This window comes from Aeromonas sp. INTO2, from assembly GCF_049860605.1.
GTDB lineage: Bacteria > Pseudomonadota > Gammaproteobacteria > Enterobacterales > Aeromonadaceae > Aeromonas > Aeromonas caviae.
In genome coordinates this window covers 22,474-43,174 of sequence record NZ_CP187588.1, presented here as the reverse complement: position 1 = coordinate 43,174, position 20,701 = coordinate 22,474, and the positions used below count along the sequence as shown (strand labels likewise).

The 20,701-nt window shown below is 62.9% G+C and carries 18 protein-coding genes; 5 read left to right on the top strand and 13 right to left on the bottom strand.

All coding sequences use genetic code 11. The features are described 5' to 3' along the window. Positions 1-86 precede the first annotated feature (86 nt). Positions 87-2,462: a PilZ domain-containing protein gene (locus ACPW74_RS00260; protein ID WP_202043097.1), complete on the top strand. Its 2,376-nt coding sequence runs from the start codon at positions 87-89 to the stop codon at positions 2,460-2,462. A gap of 56 nt (positions 2,463-2,518) precedes the next feature. Here the strand turns inward: ACPW74_RS00260 and ACPW74_RS00255 are convergent, their stop codons facing one another. Further along, on the bottom strand, positions 2,519-3,424 hold the full coding sequence (locus tag ACPW74_RS00255) for an alpha/beta fold hydrolase (protein ID WP_279981081.1): 906 nt from the start codon (positions 3,422-3,424) through the stop codon (positions 2,519-2,521). Between the two features lie 28 nt (positions 3,425-3,452). Then, positions 3,453-4,457, bottom strand: coding sequence for a phosphoserine phosphatase SerB (serB, locus tag ACPW74_RS00250; RefSeq protein WP_279981080.1), 1,005 nt, complete (start codon positions 4,455-4,457; stop codon positions 3,453-3,455). Positions 4,458-4,650: 193 nt separating this feature from the next. On the opposite strand from serB, the gene ACPW74_RS00245 reads away from it, so the two are divergent. Continuing rightward, positions 4,651-5,259, top strand: coding sequence for an AhpA/YtjB family protein (locus ACPW74_RS00245; protein ID WP_279982239.1), 609 nt, complete (start codon positions 4,651-4,653; stop codon positions 5,257-5,259). Between the two features lie 65 nt (positions 5,260-5,324). After that, positions 5,325-7,571 (top strand): PAS domain S-box protein, encoded by a 2,247-nt coding sequence (locus tag ACPW74_RS00240; RefSeq protein ID WP_425858512.1) that lies wholly within the window; start codon positions 5,325-5,327, stop codon positions 7,569-7,571. A 61-nt stretch (positions 7,572-7,632) separates the two neighbouring features. Here ACPW74_RS00240 and deoD read toward each other — a convergent pair whose 3' ends face one another. The 7 genes from deoD to ACPW74_RS00205 all read right to left on the bottom strand — a co-directional run bounded on the left by deoD (position 7,633) and on the right by ACPW74_RS00205 (position 14,851). Then, complete coding sequence (gene deoD / locus ACPW74_RS00235) at positions 7,633-8,349, bottom strand: purine-nucleoside phosphorylase (RefSeq protein ID WP_005341325.1); 717 nt, start codon at positions 8,347-8,349, stop codon at positions 7,633-7,635. A gap of 133 nt (positions 8,350-8,482) precedes the next feature. Beyond that, on the bottom strand, positions 8,483-9,691 hold the full coding sequence (locus tag ACPW74_RS00230) for a phosphopentomutase (protein WP_039039948.1): 1,209 nt from the start codon (positions 9,689-9,691) through the stop codon (positions 8,483-8,485). Between the two features lie 14 nt (positions 9,692-9,705). Continuing rightward, the gene (gene deoA, locus ACPW74_RS00225; RefSeq protein WP_041210927.1) at positions 9,706-11,037 is read right to left on the bottom strand and encodes a thymidine phosphorylase; all 1,332 of its coding nucleotides are present in this window, start codon (positions 11,035-11,037) and stop codon (positions 9,706-9,708) included. Between the two features lie 82 nt (positions 11,038-11,119). Continuing rightward, positions 11,120-11,893, bottom strand: coding sequence for a deoxyribose-phosphate aldolase (gene deoC / locus ACPW74_RS00220; protein ID WP_039039946.1), 774 nt, complete (start codon positions 11,891-11,893; stop codon positions 11,120-11,122). Positions 11,894-12,280: 387 nt separating this feature from the next. Continuing rightward, positions 12,281-12,451 (bottom strand): XapX domain-containing protein, encoded by a 171-nt coding sequence (locus ACPW74_RS00215; RefSeq protein WP_010673027.1) that lies wholly within the window; start codon positions 12,449-12,451, stop codon positions 12,281-12,283. A 123-nt stretch (positions 12,452-12,574) separates the two neighbouring features. Beyond that, the gene (locus tag ACPW74_RS00210; RefSeq protein ID WP_010673026.1) at positions 12,575-13,849 is read right to left on the bottom strand and encodes a NupC/NupG family nucleoside CNT transporter; all 1,275 of its coding nucleotides are present in this window, start codon (positions 13,847-13,849) and stop codon (positions 12,575-12,577) included. Between the two features lie 213 nt (positions 13,850-14,062). After that, a complete protein-coding gene (locus ACPW74_RS00205) occupies positions 14,063-14,851 on the bottom strand; it encodes a TatD family hydrolase (RefSeq protein ID WP_279981078.1) in 789 nt (262 codons plus the stop codon). A gap of 40 nt (positions 14,852-14,891) precedes the next feature. On the opposite strand from ACPW74_RS00205, the gene tppF reads away from it, so the two are divergent. Then, positions 14,892-15,506 (top strand): type IVa pilus pseudopilin TppF, encoded by a 615-nt coding sequence (tppF, locus tag ACPW74_RS00200; RefSeq protein ID WP_042014943.1) that lies wholly within the window; start codon positions 14,892-14,894, stop codon positions 15,504-15,506. Here tppF and ACPW74_RS00195 read toward each other — a convergent pair. From ACPW74_RS00195 to amt, 4 genes are all read right to left on the bottom strand, one after another. Further along, positions 15,475-15,645, bottom strand: a complete 171-nt coding sequence (locus ACPW74_RS00195) for a DUF5363 family protein (protein WP_167418745.1) — start codon at positions 15,643-15,645, stop codon at positions 15,475-15,477. The two genes, tppF and ACPW74_RS00195, sit on opposite strands and share 32 nt — an antisense overlap. 81 nt (positions 15,646-15,726) lie before the next feature. After that, complete coding sequence (locus ACPW74_RS00190; protein ID WP_210556020.1) at positions 15,727-16,236, bottom strand: GNAT family N-acetyltransferase; 510 nt, start codon at positions 16,234-16,236, stop codon at positions 15,727-15,729. A gap of 188 nt (positions 16,237-16,424) precedes the next feature. Beyond that, entirely contained in the window at positions 16,425-17,777 is a 1,353-nt protein-coding gene (gene rlmD, locus ACPW74_RS00185; protein WP_039039940.1) for a 23S rRNA (uracil(1939)-C(5))-methyltransferase RlmD, read from the bottom strand. Positions 17,778-18,007: 230 nt separating this feature from the next. Next, complete coding sequence (amt, locus tag ACPW74_RS00180; RefSeq protein WP_010673021.1) at positions 18,008-19,435, bottom strand: ammonium transporter; 1,428 nt, start codon at positions 19,433-19,435, stop codon at positions 18,008-18,010. Between the two features lie 532 nt (positions 19,436-19,967). Between amt and ACPW74_RS00175 the strand changes: the two genes are divergently transcribed. Then, positions 19,968-20,336, top strand: a complete 369-nt coding sequence (locus tag ACPW74_RS00175) for a VOC family protein (protein WP_042882282.1) — start codon at positions 19,968-19,970, stop codon at positions 20,334-20,336. The last annotated feature ends 365 nt before the right edge of the window (positions 20,337-20,701 follow it).

Here is a 20,701-nt window from a genome sequence, read left to right as displayed (position 1 = left end):
CAGGATGAATTCCTGCTTGATATACTTGTTTGCGACCGGCAGATCAAACCCAGAATCGGAAAAGTGACTTTCCGCGGCAGGAATACATGGATTCAGAACAACCACTACATCTGATAGAACAACTTGTCCCCCTGCTCCGGGAAAAGGACTTCGACGAAATCTTCAACCGTCTGACCCAGAACGAAAATACCAACAGTCGGTTCCTGCTGAAGATGGAACTCAAACGCAAGTGCACCCCCTGTCGGCGCGTCATCGACATGCGCAACGAGCTGGGCGCCCTCTGTCAGGTGCATGAGTTCGACGGGGTGACCCACTTCATGCCCGCCGAGGCCATCGAGCTGTTTCAATCCCAGTGCTACCTCTACCGGGACAGCTACACCCTGGGGGTCTACGAGGCGCTGCAAGCCTGGTACAAACTCAACCAGGGGCGCAGCGACAATCTGGCACTGCCCATCAGCCCGTTTCGTCCGTTCGATGTCAGTGCCATCCCCTTCGCCAGCCATTACGGGCGACAGGAAGAGCGCATGCACTTCAGCTCGCCCATGGTGCTCCAGCTCGCCAACGGCGAGAAGATCCTCGCCAAGAGCTCCGACATCTCCCTCGGCGGCATCCGGGTATCCGTGCCCTATCTGCCCGACTACCAGACAGGCGACCTGATAGCCGTCTTCTTCACCGGACTGGAACGCGATCATCCCCATCCCCTGCTGCGTGACCCCGTCAGCTACCAGATCCTGGGGGAGGAGAGAAAAGAGGACAAATTCTGGCTCAGGCTGCTCAAGAACGGCGAGCATCCGGTGTTTGACGAGTTCCTGCGCGACTTCATCGAGCGCAACCGCAGCCGCTATCGCGTCAGCGTCGACTACCTGCTCTCCGCCGCCGTCATCAAGGGGTATGAGCAGTTCTATCTGCCGCGCATGACCGGCATGCCCCTCTATTTCGGCAAGGGCAGCGTCCCCGCCCTCGAGATCGCCCTGCGCACCGAGAACAACCAGCACATTCTCGAATACTGGCGCGACGCCAAGAATCGCGACATGCTCGCCAGCCTCTTCACTGCGGCCCGCATGCCCTCGTTGCTTCCAGGCAAAGAGGGGCTGCGCGAGACGCTGATCTACAGCTTTACCCATGCGGTACGCAGCCACCTCTACTTCTTCTCCGCGACCCGGGAGGAGCTGGAACAGAGCGGACTGACCGCGCTCTTCTTCCAGATCGGCGCCCGCCGCCCCAGCTGGCGGGTATACAAGTTCAGCATGGAAGCCTGCACCCTGCGGGAGGCCGACCTCGACAACCCCCAGGGCGGGGCGAGCCAGTTGCAGGACAGGCTGCTGCGCGAGCGCCTGGCCCAGCTCGGATACGTGGGCATGCTGCAGGAGATAAACCTGGACAACCAGCGTGACGAGTTCCAGCGAGAGACGGGTCAGGATCCGCTCAACGCCAACGCCTTGCAGCGCTTTGGCCATGACATCCATGCCGCCCCCTTCGAGATAGAGACGCTGCACTATGTGCAACTGCGCAAGGAGGCGCGCTACATGCACAAGACGGCCATCGTCTTGCATCACAAGGAGCGCTCCTGGGTCGGCTGGACCCGAGACATCTCGGCCCACGGCATGCAAATCGAGCTGGAGGAGCCGTTCGACGGGGAGAAGGGAGACATCATCACGGTGGCTCTGCCCCGCTTGCAGGAGCTCGCCAGGAACATGGACCTGCAACGCCTGCCCTATCGGCTGGTCAGCCTCAACCTGAGCAGAACAGTGCTGCATCTGTGCATCGAGGGGACGGCCGAGCGCCATACCGGCCACCAGTTCTTCAGCCTGCTTATCGAAAGCAACCAGAACAAGCTCAAGACCACCCGGGAGTTCAATCGCTATCGCGGCATGGCTAGGGCGCTGCGCAACCTCTACACCCACCACCTGTTCAACACCCCCGTCTATGTGAACAAGCTCAAGGCCGCCCCGAAACTGGCCGCGGCCGGCCTCTCGCCACAGCCACGCAGCCTTTCCCGTCTGCTGCGCATCTGTGCCGAGCAGGATCAGCAGTTGAACCTGTATCCCCTGTTCCAGGGGGCTCTGCTCAAGGCCCTGCTGCTCAATCCCCTGCGCGCCATCGAGCGGGAAGACAAGCCGGAAGAGGAGGAGGTCTACATCGCCGCCCTCCACTCTCAGGGGGGAACACCCCTGTTTCGCAGCCACCTGGCCAGCAGCTTCAGCTCACCGGATCAAAAGCGCCGCTTCATCGAGCTGGCCCGGCAACAGGGCGAGTTCTATTCGGTACTGGTGGGTATTTCGCGCACCGGCCGCCCGGACACCAGCTTCATCGCGGGTGAACTGGACTACATCGCCAAGTTCGCCATTCACAAGGCCAAGAAGCTGGAAGAGGAGCTCTGGAGTGTCGTGGGCGTGGGTGAACTGACCGATACCACCGAGGCGACCCTGTTCCGCCTTGGCATACCATCCGGGCCCCGCTAACCAGCAGGGCCGGGAGACAACAAAAAACGGGCACGCAAGCGCCCGTTTTTTGTCTATCAGGCAGCCTGGGGGTTGCGCAGCCAAGCGAGGATGTCGGGGAAGTGATCCTCCTGTGCCTGGGGGGCCGTCAGCATGTTGATGTGGTCGTAATCGAGGCGGTTGCCGTTGTCCCGCCCAAGGCGGGTGTGGCGGGCGGCCGAGCCCATCTCGTCGCTGAAGCGGCGCACGTCGACGGGGTGGCCAAGTACCTTGTCCGCCTTGGCGGAGATCATCCAGAGCGGGGGCCAGTTGACCCGGCTCGCCGCCTCGTCATAGGCGAAACCGTCAAAGGGATCCTGCCAGGGCCCGCACTTGACCCAGGGGATGGTTTCCTGCAGGTAGCGCAGGGGCTCATCATCGGCCCCAATCTTCAACCGGCGGGCGGCCAGAAACCCCTGGCGGCTCGCCAGCCAGGGGGCGAGCCGGTTCCAGATCAGATCCACCTTCAACCAGCGCTCCGGGTTCTGCACCGAGACCCCCCGCTTGGTGCCGAAGAACACCAGGCTGGCAACCTGCTCCGCCAGCTCGGGGAAGCGCACCAGGGTCGAGGCCATGATGACGCCGCCCCAGGAGTGGGCCATCCAGTGCACCCGGGCACCGGCATGGCGGGCCGATACCCAGCGCTGCAGGGCGGGCAGATCCTCGGTGATCAGCTCATGCTGACCGTGGCCGGCCCGCTCGGCGATGGTCGGTGTGCTCAGACCCCGACCACGCAGATCCGCCACATAGACCTGATACCCGTGGCGAGCCAGAAAGCAGGCCAGCCCCTTGCCCGATTCGGTGTAGAAGATGCGGCCGTTCTCGATGGCCCCGTGCACCATCAGGATGGGGTCGGCATGCACCGCGACACCGGGCTGGATATGGCGCACATGGAGTCGATGCTCACCGCAGGGGACAAACAGGGATTGCTGTAACAGTTCCATCTCGTGATCGGCTCCTCCTTGAGCGGGATCAGCACCAGCGTCGGTCGCGACAAGCCAGGGCGCCGAGCAGGCAGAGCACCCCTTCCAGATCGTGGTGATTGAGGGTCGCCGCCGCTTGGGCACGTACCAGGGGTTTGGCATGAATGGCAATGCCAAGCCCCGCCACCCCCATCATCTTGAGATCGTTGGCACCATCGCCGACCGCGACCGTCTGGGATGCAACCACCTCGTACTCCGAGGCCAGCTGTTGCAGCGCCTCGGCCTTGGCGGCGGCATCGACGATGGGGCCGCTCACCTTGCCGGTCAGCAGGCCCCCTTCCACCGCCAGCTCGTTGGCGAAAATGGCATCCAGACCCAGAGCACGCTGCAACTCGCCGGCAAAGCGGGTGAAGCCACCGGAGGCGATCGCCACCTTCCAGCCAGCCTGCTTGAGGGTATCGACCATGAGTGGCAGGCCCGGCATCCAGGGCATGTCGGCCGCCACCTCGTCGAGGATGGTGACCGGCGCCCCTTCCAGCAGCGCCACCCGGGCACGCAGACTGTCGGCAAACTCCAGCTTGCCCTGCATGGCCGCCGCGGTAACGGCCGCCACCTGCTCACCGACCCCGGCCAGCCGCGCGATTTCGTCGATGCACTCTATCCTGATCGCGGTGGAATCCATGTCCATCACCAGCAGACCGGGCTCACTCAGGGTAGGCAGGGCGGCCAGATGACACAGGTCGATGTCCCACTCCTGGGCTTTGAGCGCCTGCACCAGCTCGGGGGAGAAGCGGTTGGTGCCAAGCAGCAGCAGCGGAATACCGGCCTGCTCCCCTGCGGGATAGAGGCTTGACTCAAGCCCCTGGGCATCCAGCTGCTGGGCCAGGCGGGCCAGATGACCGGCCTCCAGCCCCTTGCCAAACAGGACAATCCAGGCGCTGTCGTGGGCGTTGGCCGCGGGCAGCAGGGCTTCGTTGGTGAGCTGCCAGCAGGGGGCACAGCTCAGGGCCCCGGACCAGTCGTGCAGGGAGCGGGGAAGTTGGGACAACAACATAAGAGAGACGCCTTCCTTGGAAATCATGGGGTTCATCATGCGGGCCCAGAGTAGCGTATTGCTTTTTGTACAGGCAAGCGCCAAGATCCCGCCTGCGGTGCGGGCAGACATGGAAACAGACCACCCTGTTTCCCGCTTCGCGGCACCGGGGCACCAGCCAGCCCCGCTCATCCATTACCAGAGGCCCGGTTCTGTGCGTCATCTTCCCATCAAACGTGTTGTCAGCCTGGCGGCGGGAGTCCTGCTCGGTCTCTGGGTGCTGGTGCTGCTCATCCACATGCAGGGAGAGAGCCAGGCCGCCCTGCACGCGGCGGCACGGGACAGGGCACAGGCGCTGGTCGCCTATGCCGCCCGGGACATGCGCCGCTGGATCAAGGAGGACAAGGAGAACGAGCTGGAGAGACTGGCGCAGGATCTGGCCGCCGAGCCTGACATTCTGGATGTCACCCTCTATGACGCCCGCGGTATTCCCCTCGCCCAGTCGGACAACGCCCTGCCGCTGGACAGTCTGCTGCCCATCGGCAGCGACAACAAATCCCTGCCGGAGCAGGGAAAGGGGCGCATCCAGTTCGTCCAGGAGATCCAGGACGGAAACCTGACCCTGGGCTATCTGAGGATCACCCTGGAAGAGCAGAAACTGCTGGCCGCACAGGATACCCATCTCAAGGTCAACCAGGAGAAACAGCGCCTGATGCTGCTGGTGATGCTGCTGGCCGGCCTGCTCATCTCCTACGGGGTGCGTCGCAACTACATGCGGGTGCGCAAGCACAAGAAACAGAGCAAACCCGCCGCTCCGCAATAAGCGGGAGTGGATCACATTCTCCGGCTTGTATATAACACTGGCAAGATCACTGGCAGGAGAGCCACATGATTGCCCCCCCCTTGCCGCTGGATGAACACAGTCGACTGGAACGACTGCGCATCCTCGGCCTGCTCGACCACGAGCCCATCGATCAGCTTGATCGCCTCACCCGGCTCATCACCCGGCATTTCGCACTCCCCATCGCCATGGTCTCCCTGACCGACGTGAACAGGCAGTGGTTTCTCGCCCGCACCGGGATCGATATGTGCGAGATCAACCGGGAGCACTCCTTCTGCGGTCATGCCATTTTGCGCCCCGACATCATGCAGGTACCGGATGCCAGACGGGATCTCCGCTTTGCCGACAATCCGCTGGTGACCGATGATCCCGGCGTGGTCTTCTACGCCGGCCGACCCCTGCGCGCCCTCGATGGCGTGGTGCTCGGCACCCTCTGCCTGGTGGACCATGTGCCGCGCCATCTCGACGAAGATGCCTGCCGGGATCTCGACGACTTCGGCCGCCTGGTGGAGAACACCCTGCACGATTTGGAGCGGCGCCACCAGGTGCGCACCCTCAACCAGGTGCTGGAAGACAAGGAGCATCTCTTCACCCTCACCTTCAACCAGTCGTCGGTGGGCATGGCCCTCTCCTCCCTCGAGGGGAAATGGCTGAGAGCCAACCCGGGGCTGGAGCGGCTGCTCGGTTACAGCGAGCATGAGATGCTGAGCCGGACCTGGCTCGCCATGACCCATCCCGAAGATCTGCAACGGGAGCAGCCCCTGTTCGATGCCCTGATCGCGGGGCAACGGCAGGATTACCGGCTGGAGAAGCGGATGATCCGGGCCGATGGCACCCAGTGCTGGGTCCAGCTCAGCGTGACCCTCTGCCAGAGCCGCACCATGGCCCCCCACATGATCGCCGTGTTTGCCGACCTCACCGAGCGCAAACAGGCCGAAGCCGAACTCGTGCGGCTGCAGCAAGGGCTCGAGCAGCAGGTGCAGTCACGGACCCGGGAGCTTTCCCGCACGGTGGAACAGCTGCATCAGGAGATGCGCGAGCGCGGCGCCATGCAGCAGCAGCTGTGGCAGGAGCAGCGCCGCTTGCAGCACATGCTGGAGCACACCAGCAATGCCTTCCTCGAGCTCGATGCCGATTTCATCATCACAGGCTGGAACCCGGCCTCCACCACCCTGCTCGGCTGGCACGCCGACGAGATGCTGGGCCGTCCCCTCTTCGGGCTGCTCGGCGCCGAGCATCCCCTGCTGAGCCTGTCAGGCAACCCGCAGAGTCCGCCACGGCGGCTGGAGTGCGACATCATCACCCGCACAGGCCGGCACATCCCGGTCGAGGTGATTGCCGAGCGTTACCAGTTCGACGGCAAGGTGCGCATCGCCCTGTTTTTGCACGACATCACGGCCCGCCGCCAGGTGCTCGCGGAGATCGAGCGTGGCCGTGCCCGACTGCGGGCCATCACCGATGGCCTGCCGGTCACCATCAGCATGGTGTCGCCCGAGGGGCGTTACCTGTTCGCCAACCAGGCCTATTGCCGCTACTTCGGGCTCGATACCGAACAGATGCGGGAGATGAGCGTGCGGGACGTCATCGGCGAGGAGGCCCACGGCAGGGCCATGGCCTATGTGGCAAAAGCCCTCGCCGGTGAGCAGGTGAGTTTCGAGCACCGTTTCGATCTCCCCATAAGCCGACGCGACCTCAGGATCACCATGATCCCGAGCCGGGGCGACGAGCCCGGGGTCTACATCCTCGGCAGCGACATCACCGAGTTCAAGGCACTGCAAAGCCAGCTGGAACACGAGGCGGCTCACGACCCCCTCACCGGCCTGCCCAACCGGCGCGCCTTCACCCTGCGCCTCTCCCGGGAGCTGGAGCGGGTGCGTCAGAATGCCGAACCCCTGGGCCTGCTGTTCCTCGATCTCGACGGCTTCAAGGGGATCAACGACAGGCTGGGACACCACGTCGGCGATGCTCTGTTGCAACGCTTCGCCCAGGTGCTGAGTGCCGAGGTGCGCCCGGGGGACATGGTGGCGCGCCTGGCCGGCGACGAGTTCACCATCATACTGCCCGCCTTGCGCCAACCGGCGCAGGAGCTGCCCGCCCTGTGCGAGCGGCTGCTGGCGGCCATGGCGGTTCCTGGAGACGTGGGCGGTCATCGGCTGCCCCTTGCCGGCAGCATAGGGGGCGCCCTCTGCCACTCGGGCCAGTATTGTCACATCGATGATCTGCTGCACCGGGCCGATGCCGCCATGTACCAGGCCAAGCAGTCGGGCAAGGGGCGCTTCGCCCTCGATCTCTGACCGTGCTTCGCATAAAAAAACGGCGGCCCGAGGGCCGCCGTTTTTTTATGCGCGAGGGGGATCAGTTGTCACCCAGCAGGACGGAGTCCAGCGCGATTTCGATCATGTCGTTGAAGGTCAGCTGACGCTCTTCGGAGGTGGTCTGCTCACCGGTACGGATATGGTCGGAGACGGTGCAGATGGTCAGCGCCTTGGCACCGTACTCGGCGGCCACGCCATAGATACCGGCGGCTTCCATCTCGACACCCAGGATGCCGTATTTTTCCATGACGTCGAACATGGAGGGGTCCGGGGTGTAGAACAGATCGGCGGAGAAGATGTTGCCCACGCGCACGGCCACGCCCTTGTTCTTGGCAGCCTGAACGGCATTGGCCACCAGATCGAAGTCGGCGATGGCGGCGAAGTCGTGGTCCTTGAAGCGCAGACGGTTCACTTTGGAATCGGTGCAGGCACCCATGCCGATCACCACGTCACGCAGTTTCACGTCTTCACGCACGGCACCGCAGGAGCCCACGCGGATCAGGGTCTTCACGCCGTAGTCGGTGATCAGCTCTTTTGCGTAGATGGAGCAGGACGGGATGCCCATGCCGTGACCCATGACGGAGATGCGACGACCCTTGTAGGTGCCGGTGAAACCGAACATGTTGCGCACGTCGCACACCTGCTCGACGTTCTCCAGGAAGGTTTCGGCGATGTACTTGGCACGCAGGGGGTCGCCCGGCATCAGCACGGTATCAGCAAAGGCGCCATCTTTCGCATTGATATGAGGAGTTGCCATTCTCTTTATTCCTTCACACTAGGTTGAGTTTTATTGTCTTTATGGATTGTCCGCTGCCTGCGCGGCGGCGGTACATTACAGGAAACCGGGGCCCTGTGGCACCCCGGGCAGGCGAACCGGCCCGGGGTCACCATCACAGGAAGCTGGTACCGTATTGCAGCTTGGGCAGGCCGTGGTAGGCCGCGATGCTCTGGCCGATGTCGGCGAAGGTCTCGCGACGACCGACGGAGCCCGCCTTGACCGGCTTGCCGTAGAACAGTACCGGAATGTATTCGCGGGTGTGGTCGGTACCGCTCCAGGTCGGGTCACAGCCGTGGTCGGCGGTCAGCACCACCACGTCGCCATCCTGCAGCAGGTCGAACAGCTCCGGCAGGCGGGAGTCGAAGTACTCCAGCGCATCGGCGTAGCCCTTGACGTCACGGCGGTGACCGTAGGAGGAGTCGAAGTCCACGAAGTTGGTGAAGACGATGGTCTGGTCACCGGCCGCTTTCACCTCTTCCAGAGTCCTGTCCCACAGCTCGGTCAGACCGGTCCCCTTCACCTGCTTGGTGATGCCCTGCTGGGCATAGATGTCGGCGATCTTGCCGATGGAGACCACCTGGCCACCCGCTTCCTTCATATAGTCCAGCACGGTCGGCGCCGGCGGCAGCACGGAGTAGTCGTGGCGGTTGCCGGTGCGCTTGAAGTTGCCCTTGCCGCTGCCCACGAACGGACGCGCGATGACGCGGCCGATGTTGTAGGGCTCCAGCAGCTCGCGCACGATGTGGCACAGCTCATAGAGCTTCTCGAGGCCATAGGTCTCTTCGTGGCAGGCGATCTGGAACACGGAGTCGGCAGAGGTGTAGAGGATCGGCTTGCCGGTGCGCATGTGCTCTTCGCCCAGATCGTCCAGCACCTGAGTACCGGAGGCGTGGCAGTTGCCCAGATACCCGGGCAGACCGGCCTTCTCGACGATGGCATCCAGCAGCTCCTGCGGGAAGCTGTTGTGGTGGTCATGGAAGTAACCCCACTCGAACAAGACGGGCACGCCGGCAATCTCCCAGTGACCGGACGGGGTGTCCTTGCCGGAGGAGAGCTCCTGGGCAAAGCCGTAGGCACCGATCACCTCGACATCCTTGTTCAGTCCGGCCGGGAAGGTGCCGCTGGCGAGTTCGCCCGCGTGGCCCAGACCCAGCTTGCTGAGGTTTGGCAGGTTGAGAGCGCCACGGCCCTCGATCTCACCGGCGGCGCACGCCTTGGCGATATGGCCAAGGGTATTGGCACCCACGTCGCCGAACTTGTCGGCATCGGCGGCAGCACCAATACCGAAAGAGTCCATCATCAGAATAAAGGTACGTTTCATGGGACTTCCCCTTGTTACAAATCAGCCAGACCGATGCGACGGTAAACCTCGGGCAGCGCCTCTGGTCGGGTGTCGCCGATCTTCACGGCAGCCTGCACCATGCGGGCAGCCTCGGCAAATTGAGCTTCTGTCTGAGCGTGGATCAGGGCGAGCGGCTTGTCAGCATCGACGCTCTGACCCAGGCGGATAAAGTCGGTCAGACCGACCGCATAATCGAGTTTGTCGGCGGCGGCGCGGCGACCGCCCCCCATGGCGACCACCGCCAGACCCAGTTCACGGGTGTCCATGGCGGTGACGAATCCGCTGTGGGCCGCGTAGACAGGGCGCACGATGGCGGCTTTGGGCAGGTAGGCGTCGTAGCGCTCCATGAAGTCGGCGGGACCACCGAGGCCGGTCACCATGCGCCCGAAGATCTCGGCTGCCTTGCCGTTGTCCAGCACCGCCTGCAACCTGGTGCGGGCATCGCCGTCATCGCTGGCAAGACCGGCGGAGATCAGCATCTCGGCGCACAGGGCCATGGTCACTTCGTGGATGCGCGGGTTGCGATACTCACCGGTCAGGTAGCGCACCGCTTCGCGCACTTCCACGGCGTTGCCGGCGCTGGAGGCCAGCACCTGGTTCATGTCGGTCAGGAGTGCAGAGGTGCGGCAGCCGGCACCGTTGGCCACGGCGACGATGCTCCTGGCCAGTTCCTCGGAGGCTTCAAAGGTCGGCATAAAGGCGCCGGAGCCCACCTTCACGTCCATCACCAGGGCTTCGAGCCCGGAGGCAAGCTTCTTGGAGAGGATGGAGCCGGTGATCATGGCAATGGACTCGACGGTGGCGGTGATGTCCCGTACCGCATAGATACGCTTGTCCGCCGGGGCGAGATCGCCGGTCTGGCCGATGATGGCGACACCCGCCTCTTTCACCACTTTCAGGAAGCGGTCGTTGTCGACCGAGGTCTGGTAGCCGGGGATGGCATCCAGCTTGTCGAGGGTACCGCCGGTGTGGCCGAGACCACGGCCGGAAATCATGGGCACGAAACCGCCGCACGCAGCGACCATGGGGCCCAGCATCAGGGAGACGACGTCACCCACACCGCCCGTGGAGTGCTTGTCGACGATGGGGCCGCCCAGGTTGAGGTGATCCCAGGTCAGCACCATGCCGGAGTCGCGCATGGCGCAGGTCAGGGCGACCCGCTCATCCATGGTCATGTCCTTGAAGTAGACCGCCATGGCCAGGGCCGCTATCTGCCCCTCGCCGATGGTGTTGTTGGTAATGCCCTGAACGAAGAATTGAATCTCTTGGGTACTGAGCGCTTCACCGTTGCGCTTCTTGCGAATAATTTCTTGAGGCAAAAACATCTTTCATTCCCTCCGTGCACCGTGCACGAACACAGACCGAACCAGATCCGAAAGGAGGCGGCGCACCGCCCCCTGCCGCCGCTTAGTAACCGCTGGTATTGGCAGGCTTGTCGCCATGCCCCAGGGTCGCCAGCAGGCTGGCCAGCAGGCTGGAGGCGCCGAAGCGGAAGGTGCGGGCGGATACCCAGTCCTTGCCCAGGATCTCTTCGGCCATGGCCAGGTACTGACCCGCCACGGCGGCGTCTTTCACGCCACCGGCCGGCTTGAAGCCCACTTTCGGGTTCTTGGCCTTGATCACTTCCATCATGATGCGGGCCGCTTCAGGGGTCGCGTTCACCGGCACCTTGCCGGTGGAGGTCTTGATGAAATCGGCACCGGCGTCGATGGAGATCTCGGAGGCGCGACGGATCAGCGCCTCTTCCTTCAACTCGCCGGTCTCGATGATCACTTTCAGCAGTACCTTGGCGCCGCAGGCTTCCTTACAGGCTTTGACCAGATCGAAGCCGACCTGTTCATTGCCGGCCATGAAGGCGCGGTACGGGAAGACCACGTCCACCTCGTCGGCACCGTAGGCGACAGCGGCGCGGGTCTCGGCCACGGCGATCTCGATGTCGTCGTTGCCGTGGGGGAAGTTGGTCACGGTCGCGATGCGCACGTCGGCTGCGCCGATGTCACGCAGGGTCTTGCGCGCGATGGGGATGAAACGGGGGTAGATGCAGACGGCGGCGGTCAGGCCGGCCGGAGACTTGGCCTTGTGGCACAGGTCGATCACCTTCTGATCGGTGTCGTCATCGTTCAGGGTGGTCAGGTCCATCAGGTTCAGGGCGCGTTGGGCGGCCACTTTCAGATCAGTCATGCTATGTCTCCAAAGTCTTGTTAAGCCCCATCACCCGCGAGCGGCTTCACCGAACACCAAGGGTCGGCAGAGACGTTCCCGGAGCAACGGGATATGGAATTGCAGCGCAAATGCACAGGCAATACGGCTGCAAATAAGGCAAGAGCCCTGTCACTTTCTTACAAAAGTGCGGACTTGGTTCCATGAAGACTTGAGAAAGGCCGACTACGCAGACCCGACTTCCCAATCAATTCCATTTGACCGCCAACACCCGGATTCACCGGGCATTAGTCAATGCCAGCACCCTGCTGGCATCGCCTATTTCAGCCGAGATACCCCGTGTTTGCAAGCCGGATTTGCCAATTTCAGAGGTACCTCACACCCGGCAAATCCAGCGCTGGAAGGCGCTTAAGAGAAGAAGCGGGTCAGGATCCAGGAGTAGGCAATGCCCCCCAGATAGACCCCCACGATCCCCATGACGCCGGAGAGGACGGGCGGCGCCGGTATCGGCAACTTGAGGAAAGAAAACAACACCCCAACGATAAAGCCGGCCGCCATTGCCAGTAGCACTTCATTCATAGAACCTCCGATTTGACTCACTTTATTATTAGTCTTGACAGGAAAACGGTTGTCACCACCCCAAACGAGAACGCCACAGCAAATCGCTGTGGCGTTCGTCTTTATCCTGTCAGTCAGGCGATGTTACATGCCGGACAGCGCCAGGAAGAAGCCTGCGATGGTCGCAGACATCAGGTTGGACAGGGAACCTGCCAGCACGGCCTTCAGACCGAACTTGGCGATGGTGCCGCGACGGTTCGGTGCCATGGAGCCCAGACCACCCAGCAGGATGGCGACGGAGGACAGGTTGGCGAAGCCGCACAGGGCGAAGGAGATGATCGCCTTGGTGTGCTCGGACATGGCCACACCGTTGATCAGCACTTCATCCTTCAGGTAGGGAGCGAAGTTCAGGTAGGCCACGAACTCGTTGACCACCAGCTTCTGACCGATGAAGGAACCGGCCACGACCGCTTCGCTCCAGGGCACGCCGATCAGGAAGGCCAGCGGGGAGAACAGCCAGCCCAGCAGCAGCTCCAGGGAGAGTTGCGGGTAACCGAACCAGCCGCCCACACCGGAGAAGATGCCGTTGATCATGGCGATGAGGCCGATGAAGGCCAGCAGCATGGCACCCACGTTCAGGGCCAGTTGCAGACCGGCGGAGGCACCGGCGGCAGCGGCGTCGATCACGTTGGCCGGCTTGTCGTCCAGCTCACCTTCTGCGGTGTTCTCGTCGTAGCTCGGGGTCTCGGTTTCCGGTACCAGCAGCTTGGCGAACAGCAGACCACCCGGGGCAGCCATGAAGGAGGCGGCGATCAGGTATTCCATCTTGACACCCATGGAGGCGTAACCGGCCAGCACGGAGCCGGCAACGGAAGCCAGACCACCACACATGACGGCAAACAGCTCTGAGTCGGTCATCTTGGAGATGAAGGGACGTACCACCAGCGGGGCTTCGGTCTGACCGACGAAGATGTTGGCAGTGGCGGAGAGGGATTCGGTACGGGAGGTGCCCAGCACCTTCTGCAGACCGCCGCCCAGCAGCTTGATCACCCACTGCATGATGCCGAGGTAGTAGAGTACCGCGATCAGGGAAGAGAAGAAGATGATGACGGGCAGGACGCGGAAGGCGAAGACGAAGCCACCGCCACCGAACACTTCGAACATCTTGTTGCCAACCAGACCACCGAACAGGAATTCGATGCCGTTCTGGCCATAACCGATGACGCTGGAGACGGCGTCGGACACGCCCACCAGGATGTCACGACCGACCGGCACGTAGAGCACGAAGGCCCCCAGACCGGCCTGGATGGCAAAGGCGCCACCTACGGTACGAATTTTGATTGCCTTGCGGTTGCTGGAGAACAGCACCGCAATAAGGATGAGCGTCGCCATCCCTACCAGACCCATTATCAGATTCATTATTAACACTTCCTCTTTAGTAGCACCTGCCAGCTTGTTAACGATTTGTGTATTGAAGCCGCTAATCAAGGGTGCGCATTATACTAATTACGGTGCGACAAAATAGAATACTGGTCACATTTTATAAGCCACAAACGGCCTGAACATCGTTTAATTAGACCGCAAACGATTTTTATGGGCCCTGTTTTTTATCACTCGGTCATCATTTGATAATCAAATGTTAATTTCATGATTTCCCGGGGGGAACAGCCGCCGGGTGGAGTCATGTAACACCGAAATAACATCCTCCAGCGGTTGCTGCCGCAATTGTGCCAACAAGCGGGCTATGGTCGGCAGGCTGGCCGGCGTGTTCACCTCCCCCTGCTGGCCTTGCAGCGGCATGTCGGGAGCGTCGGTTTCCAGCAGCAAGGCCTCCAGCGGCATCTGGCGTATCGCCTCCCGGGTCTTGTTGGCCCGCTCATAGCTGATGACCCCCCCGATCCCCAGCCTGAAACCCAGTTGCCAGAACACCTCCGCCTGATGCAGGGAACCGCTGAAGGCGTGAATGACCCCCCCTTGTGGCGGTGTGAAGCGCCGCAGGATCTTGGCGACCGTGTCGTTGGCACGCACCGAGTGGACGATGAGGGGCAGCGCATGCGCCATGGCCAGCCGCACCTGCGCCTCGAACATCTCGACCTGCCCCTCCTGCGACACATGGGAGCGCAGATCCAGCCCGCACTCCCCCACGGCCACCAGCCCACGGGGCCGACTCGCCAGCAGGGTCTCCAGCCGGGTCAGTGCATCCCGGGGCTGCTTGCCCACATACCAGGGATGGATCCCCAGGCCATAGCGGATGTCGTCGTGGCGCTCAGCCAGCGCCATCACCCGCCCCCAGTTTTCCTCTCCCACGGCGGGGATGATATACTCGCCCACCCCCAGCTGGCGCCACCGGGTCAGCAGCGCCTCCCTATCGGCGTCAAAGACCGGAAAATCGAGGTGGCAGTGGGTGTCTATCAATTCCATGTCGCGCTTACCTGTCTGTCGTACTCAATGGGTTCATTCCATGCCAACACACGTTTCCCGAGGCTTTACCCTGATAGAACTGGTGCTGGTCATCATCGTGCTGGGGATCCTGGCCGTGACCGCCCTGCCCCGCTTCATCAACATCCAGGACGACGGGCTCAAGAGCAGCGTCTCGTCCACGGCGGGCAGCTTTGCCAGTGCCGCCCGGCTCGCCCACGCCGGCTGGGCGGTCAAGGTGAAGGGGGAGCCCCTGGCACTCTACAACTTTAGCGGCATGGGCAGGCAGGATCTCGACATCAACAGCCATGGCTGGCCGGTGGGCACCAAGGAGGACCAGGGAGGTCAGGGGCCCGATACCGTCTTCCCCGGTGGCGACAGCGATCAGATCTCCGTCAGCAGCCGGGACGACTGCGAGAGCCTGTTTGGCGCCCTGCTCGATACCGATCTGACGGTGGCCGATGAGTTGCACCAGGATTCAGACAGTGACTACATCTCCCGGCTCATCCCGGCAGACGCTCAGGCTGACGGCGCCCTTCGTCACGACAACTGCCGCTATACCCTGCGCAGCTCCGTGGGCCGCTTCCCGGCATACCCCGACGGGCTCTCGTTCGACTACAACAGCGTCACTGGCGCCGTGACTCGCCAGTTCCAGTGAGGTCGTCGCCCTTCTCCGGGCGCTTCTCGTCTTCATCATGGCGTACCGGCGCGCAGCAGCGCCGGTTCTCCGGTGTGAGTCCCCACTCCTGGCACCAGGCATCGTAGCGAGCCAGCCAACGCAGCAATATCCCCTTCATGGGCGCCTCCTTATCTCGATGGTTTCCCCACAAGCCTGCCCCAATCCAACTCCCCAGACCAGCATCTCGGGGCCAGCGGCGTCATGGCCTGTCCAGCGGCAGCAGCAGCCCCATGGAAATCTCGTCCACATAGCCCTCGTCCAGCCGATAGGCCTGCCGTCTCACCCCTTCCTCCACGAACCCGCACTTGCGATACAAGGCGTGGGCCACCTCGTTGTGGGCCATCACTCCCAGCTCCAGTCGGTGGATACCGAGATCCCTCGCGGTCGCGATCAGGGTACGCAGCAACCGTTCCCCCCATCCCTGCCCGCGCGCCCCCGAACGCAGCCCCATCACCACCAGGGCGCAGTGGCGGTTGCGTGCCAGGCCGCCACCAAGGAGCGCGGCAAACCCTTGCACCTCCCCCGCCAGCTCCAGCAGCCACATGGCCTGATTGGGGGCCGCGACCATGGCCTCGAGCCGCCTGCGCTGCCCCGCTATGTCCGAGGGGCGCTCTCCCGCTTCATACAGCATGAAGCGGGTCTCCCTGTCCAGTTGCCCGAAGAAGCTGTCCAGCACCGCCGCATCCTCCACCCCTGCCATACGAATCATCACGCCGACCTCCCTGCCTGGTGGTTCTGCCGACCACGACCATAAAAAAAACGACTCCCTCAGGAGTCGTTTTTATCAGAGCCATCTGGCTAACGCCACGCCCTCGGCCCGATCAGGCTTTCGCTGGCAGGCTCAGGCAGGCGACCGCTTCCACCTGCATCGTGCGAGGGGAAGATCCCGAGCGACGATCAGGCCTTCGCTGGCAGGCTCAGGCGAGCAACGGCTTCCACGTGCATGGAGTGCGGGAACATGTCCACCGGCTGCACCTCGTCCAGCACGAAGCCCTGCTTGACCAGCCAGGCGAGATCCCGGGCCAGGGTCTGGGGGTTGCAGGAGACATAGACCAGACGGCGCGGCGCCATGGCCACCAGGGTCTGCAATACCGCCTTGTCACAGCCCTTGCGGGGCGGATCCATCACCACCACGTCGGCACTCACCCCGTCGGCATGCAGGGCAGGCATCAGCTGCTCCGCCTTGCCCACGTGGAACTCGGTCTGCTCGATGCCGTTGAGGGCCGCATTGCGACGGGCGTCGCTGATGGCGCTCTCCACCGACTCGATCCCCACTACCTTGGCTGCCTTGCCTGCCAGGAACAGGGAGATGGTGCCGATGCCGCAATAGATGTCGAACACCGTCTCGCTGCCGGTCAGCTCGCAATACTCCAGCGCCTTGGAGTAGAGCACGTCGGTCTGGCTCGGGTTGTTCTGGAAGAAAGAGAGGGGCGAGATCTCGAATTCGAGCTCGTGGATCTTGTCGCGGATCACCCCGCTGCCCAGCAGCACCCGGTTCTTGTCACCCAGGATGCGGTTGGTGCGCGCCTCGTTGATGTTCTGCACCAGAGTAGTGACCGGCAGATCCGCCAGGGCCGCCAGCAGCTCGGCTTCGAACGGCAGCGCTTCACCCAGGGTCACCAGCACCACCATCAGCTCGCCGCTCTTGAAGCCCTTGCGGGTCATCAGGTTGCGCACGCAGCCGGTGTGGGCCACCTCGTCATAGGCCGCGATGTCGTGCTCGCGCATCCAGTTGCGTACCCGGGCATTGAGCTCCACGTGCAGCGAGTCCTGCACCGCGCAATCATCGGCGGTGATGAGGTCATGGGAGTGCTTGCGGTAGAAGCCGATCTCGGCGCCCGCCTCGCTGCCACGCACCGCGTACTGGGCCTTGTTGCGGTAGGCAAACGGCGTCTCCATGCCGAGGATGGGGTTGACCACGGCCTCACCCAGCCCGACCTGCTCCAGTGCGCTCTGCACCAGGCTCTGCTTGAGGGCAAGCTGGGCCGGATAGGCCAGCGGGCGCACCTGGCAGCCACCGCATTCGGTGTTGGGGCAAAAATCGGCCACCCGATCGGCAGAGGGCTGGGTCAACTCGACCAGCTTGCCGTGCAGGTAGTTCGGTTTGACCTCGGTCAACTCGACCAGCGCCTGCTCACCGGGCAGCAGACCCTCGACAAACAGGGGGCGATCGAACAGGCGACCCTTGCCATCCCCCTTGTCGGTCAGTTCCAGAATATCGATCTGATGTTGGTGTCCCACTAACGGCATGAGCGGCTCCGAAGGCATGAAAGAGAGGGTGACGACGGGGCAGACCCGGCGACCCCGAATAAAGGGTGGCAGAGTTTAGCGGAGATCCGCCCAAAATGCAGGCATAAAAGACCCCGCAAACACAAATAGCGACCCCGGCCACCAGCAGCCCGGTCCGGGCAGCCTGGCCACCTCGCCCCAATAAAAAACCGCCGGACGGAGCCGGCGGTATGACATTCATGGCAGCAGGATCAATGGCTGTAGGCTTTCTCGCCGTGGCTGGTCACGTCCAACCCTTCGCGCTCGGCATCTTCCTTCACCCGCAGACCGATCAGCAGGTCCACCAGCTTGTAGGCCACGGCCGAGACCAGGGCGGTCCAGACCACGGTCACCCCCACGCCGATGACCTGTACCTTGACCTGGGCCAGGATGGAGTATCCCTCGGCCACCTGGTTGGTCACATAGTCCCACACCCCGGTGCCGCCCAGATCCGGGCTGGCGAACACCCCGGTCAGCACGGCACCCAGGATCCCGCACACCCCGTGCAGGCCGAACACGTCCAGGCTGTCATCGGCCCCCAGCAGACGCTTGAGACCGTGCACGCCCCACAGACCGGCCACACCGCTGAGCAGGCCGATGATGAGGGCGCCCCCCACACCGACGAAACCGGCGGCAGGGGTGATGGCGACCAGACCCGCCACCGCACCGGAGACAGCGCCAAGCAGGGAGGGACGGCCCTTCATCGCCCACTCGGCGAAGGTCCAGGAGAGGGCGGCAGCGGCCGGTGCGATCCAGGTGTTGGCGAAGGCCAGGGCCGCCGTGCCGTTGGCTTCGAGGGAAGAGCCAGCGTTGAAGCCGAACCAGCCGAACCACAGCAGGGCGGCACCGATCATGGTCATGGTCAGGCTGTGGGGGGTCATGGGGTCACGGCCATAGCCAACCCGTTTGCCCACCATGAAGGCCCCAACCAGACCGGCCACCGCGGCGTTGATGTGCACCACGGTGCCGCCGGCGAAGTCCAGAGCGCCGTGCTGGAACAGATAGCCTGCGGTGGCACCGGCCGCTTCGGCGGCGGCCGCATCCGTGTAGGCATCCGGACCCGCCCAGTACCACACCATGTGCGCCATCGGGATATAGGCGAAGGTGAACCAGATCACCGCGAACAGCAGCACCGCCGAGAACTTCATCCGCTCGGCAAAGCCGCCGACGATGAGCCCGCAGGTGATGGCGGCAAAGGCCCCCTGGAACACCACGTAGATGAACTCGCTGATCCCGACCCCCTTGCTGAAGGTGGCGGCGATGGAATCCGGCGTCACCCCCATCAACAGCACCTTGTCGAAGGAGCCGTAGAAGGCGCCGCCCTCGGTGAAGGCCAGGGAGTAGCCGTAGACCACCCAGAGGACGGTGATGAGGCAGAACAGGGTGAACACCTGCATCAGCACGCTCAGCATGTTCTTGGCGCGCACCAGGCCGCCGTAGAAGAGGGCGAGGCCCGGCACGGACATCAGGATCACCAGGGCCGCTGCCACCATCAGCCAGGTATTGTCCCCCTTGTTGATGGTCACGGTCGCGGCCGCCTGTACCACATCGGCCTGCGCGGCCACCTCTTCGGCCCAGCCCGGGGCGGCCATGGTGGCGGCCAGCGCCAGCAGGCCAGTCATTACGAGTCTCTTGAACATACAGCCCTCTCCTTGTCGTCCCGGCATCCGGGTCCATTTCCTGATATGCATTTCCAACCTGGCCACCTGCCCACCGCACCTGTGTGGCTCACGGAGACATCATGGCGACATGACATGGGGAAAGCATAAAGCAGGCCAAGAAAAATAATCCTTTTATTTCATTGGTTTATGTTTTTATCACATTCAACACGCACCATCTTGGCGCACGATGCCCGGTTACAGGGGGAAAATCGCACTTTGGCTGTGCATTGCCGGGAAAGTGCACCAGGATGACCCAATCGCCTCACAATGACAGGGCGAACCCGTGGTGATGTCACCCTGGCAGGCTTATCTATCCCGCTAAGGTATTTATGAAATAAATGAAATGGGCCATACCATGGTGAAATCAAATGAGGCTGACGGCCAATATCCCCCCACCCGAGGGGCACAAGCACTTTAAGAGTGCAAACTCGCACCATTCGTCTGGTCTGCCCCGAAATGCCCGGTCATACTGGCAAGCCATCTTCCCTGTTCCCAGCGCCGCGAGGAGCCCATGCCCAATCTCAACGTGACCGAAATCAAGGCCTTCGTGCCTGCCCGGGATTTCACGCAGTCAAAGCAGTTCTATCAGGATCTCGGCTTTACCCTGGCCTCCGATGGCGACGGCGTGGCCTATTTTCATCTCGGCAACGCAAGCTTCCTGCTGCAGGATGGCAATCCCCCGGGGCTGGCCGAGCAGCTCATGATGCACCTCCTGGTGGAGGACGTGGCCGCCTGGCAGGCCCAAGTGGAGGCGAGCCAGGTCGCCGCCCGCTACGGCGTCAGGGTCACGGAGCTCGTCACCCAGCCGTGGCGCATGAAGGAGTTCTGTCTGTACGATCCCGCCGGCGTGCTGTGGCGCATCGCGCAGAATATCGACTGAGGGGATGGCAGTCCGAGAGGCTGATGGCCCGAGCGCCTGTGGGTCTGAAGGTCTGAAGGTCTGAAGGTCTGAAGGTCTGAGGGTCTGAGGGTCTGAGGGTCTGAGGGTCTGAGGGTCTGAGGGTCTGAGGGTCTGTGGGTCTGTGGGTCTGTGGGTCTGTGGGTCTGTGGGTCTGTGGGTCTGTGGGTACACCTCTTCGCACCGCCCGGAAAAACAAAAGGCCATCCGCGAGGATGGCCTTTTGTTATGGAATCTGATGGTGCCCGGGGTCGGACTCGAACCGACACGTATTGCTACGGCGGATTTTGAATCCCAAAACTACGGTTTCAGGCAAATCGTACAGGTCGCAAACCCCCATTTCAACT

What these genes read in the sequence shown, in the direction of transcription:
- ACPW74_RS00260 (WP_202043097.1), top strand. Translation starts at nt 87, where the DNA reads ATGGATTCAGAACAACCACTACATCTGATAGAACAACTTGTCCCCCTG.
- ACPW74_RS00255 (WP_279981081.1), bottom strand. Translation starts at nt 3,424, where the DNA reads ATGGAACTGTTACAGCAATCCCTGTTTGTCCCCTGCGGTGAGCATCGA.
- serB (WP_279981080.1), bottom strand. Translation starts at nt 4,457, where the DNA reads ATGTTGTTGTCCCAACTTCCCCGCTCCCTGCACGACTGGTCCGGGGCC.
- ACPW74_RS00240 (WP_425858512.1), top strand. Translation starts at nt 5,325, where the DNA reads ATGATTGCCCCCCCCTTGCCGCTGGATGAACACAGTCGACTGGAACGA.
- deoD (WP_005341325.1), bottom strand. Translation starts at nt 8,349, where the DNA reads ATGGCAACTCCTCATATCAATGCGAAAGATGGCGCCTTTGCTGATACC.
- ACPW74_RS00230 (WP_039039948.1), bottom strand. Translation starts at nt 9,691, where the DNA reads ATGAAACGTACCTTTATTCTGATGATGGACTCTTTCGGTATTGGTGCT.
- deoA (WP_041210927.1), bottom strand. Translation starts at nt 11,037, where the DNA reads ATGTTTTTGCCTCAAGAAATTATTCGCAAGAAGCGCAACGGTGAAGCG.
- deoC (WP_039039946.1), bottom strand. Translation starts at nt 11,893, where the DNA reads ATGACTGATCTGAAAGTGGCCGCCCAACGCGCCCTGAACCTGATGGAC.
- ACPW74_RS00215 (WP_010673027.1), bottom strand. Translation starts at nt 12,451, where the DNA reads ATGAATGAAGTGCTACTGGCAATGGCGGCCGGCTTTATCGTTGGGGTG.
- ACPW74_RS00210 (WP_010673026.1), bottom strand. Translation starts at nt 13,849, where the DNA reads ATGAATCTGATAATGGGTCTGGTAGGGATGGCGACGCTCATCCTTATT.
- ACPW74_RS00205 (WP_279981078.1), bottom strand. Translation starts at nt 14,851, where the DNA reads ATGGAATTGATAGACACCCACTGCCACCTCGATTTTCCGGTCTTTGAC.
- tppF (WP_042014943.1), top strand. Translation starts at nt 14,892, where the DNA reads ATGCCAACACACGTTTCCCGAGGCTTTACCCTGATAGAACTGGTGCTG.
- ACPW74_RS00195 (WP_167418745.1), bottom strand. Translation starts at nt 15,645, where the DNA reads ATGAAGGGGATATTGCTGCGTTGGCTGGCTCGCTACGATGCCTGGTGC.
- ACPW74_RS00190 (WP_210556020.1), bottom strand. Translation starts at nt 16,236, where the DNA reads ATGATTCGTATGGCAGGGGTGGAGGATGCGGCGGTGCTGGACAGCTTC.
- rlmD (WP_039039940.1), bottom strand. Translation starts at nt 17,777, where the DNA reads ATGCCGTTAGTGGGACACCAACATCAGATCGATATTCTGGAACTGACC.
- amt (WP_010673021.1), bottom strand. Translation starts at nt 19,435, where the DNA reads ATGTTCAAGAGACTCGTAATGACTGGCCTGCTGGCGCTGGCCGCCACC.
- ACPW74_RS00175 (WP_042882282.1), top strand. Translation starts at nt 19,968, where the DNA reads ATGCCCAATCTCAACGTGACCGAAATCAAGGCCTTCGTGCCTGCCCGG.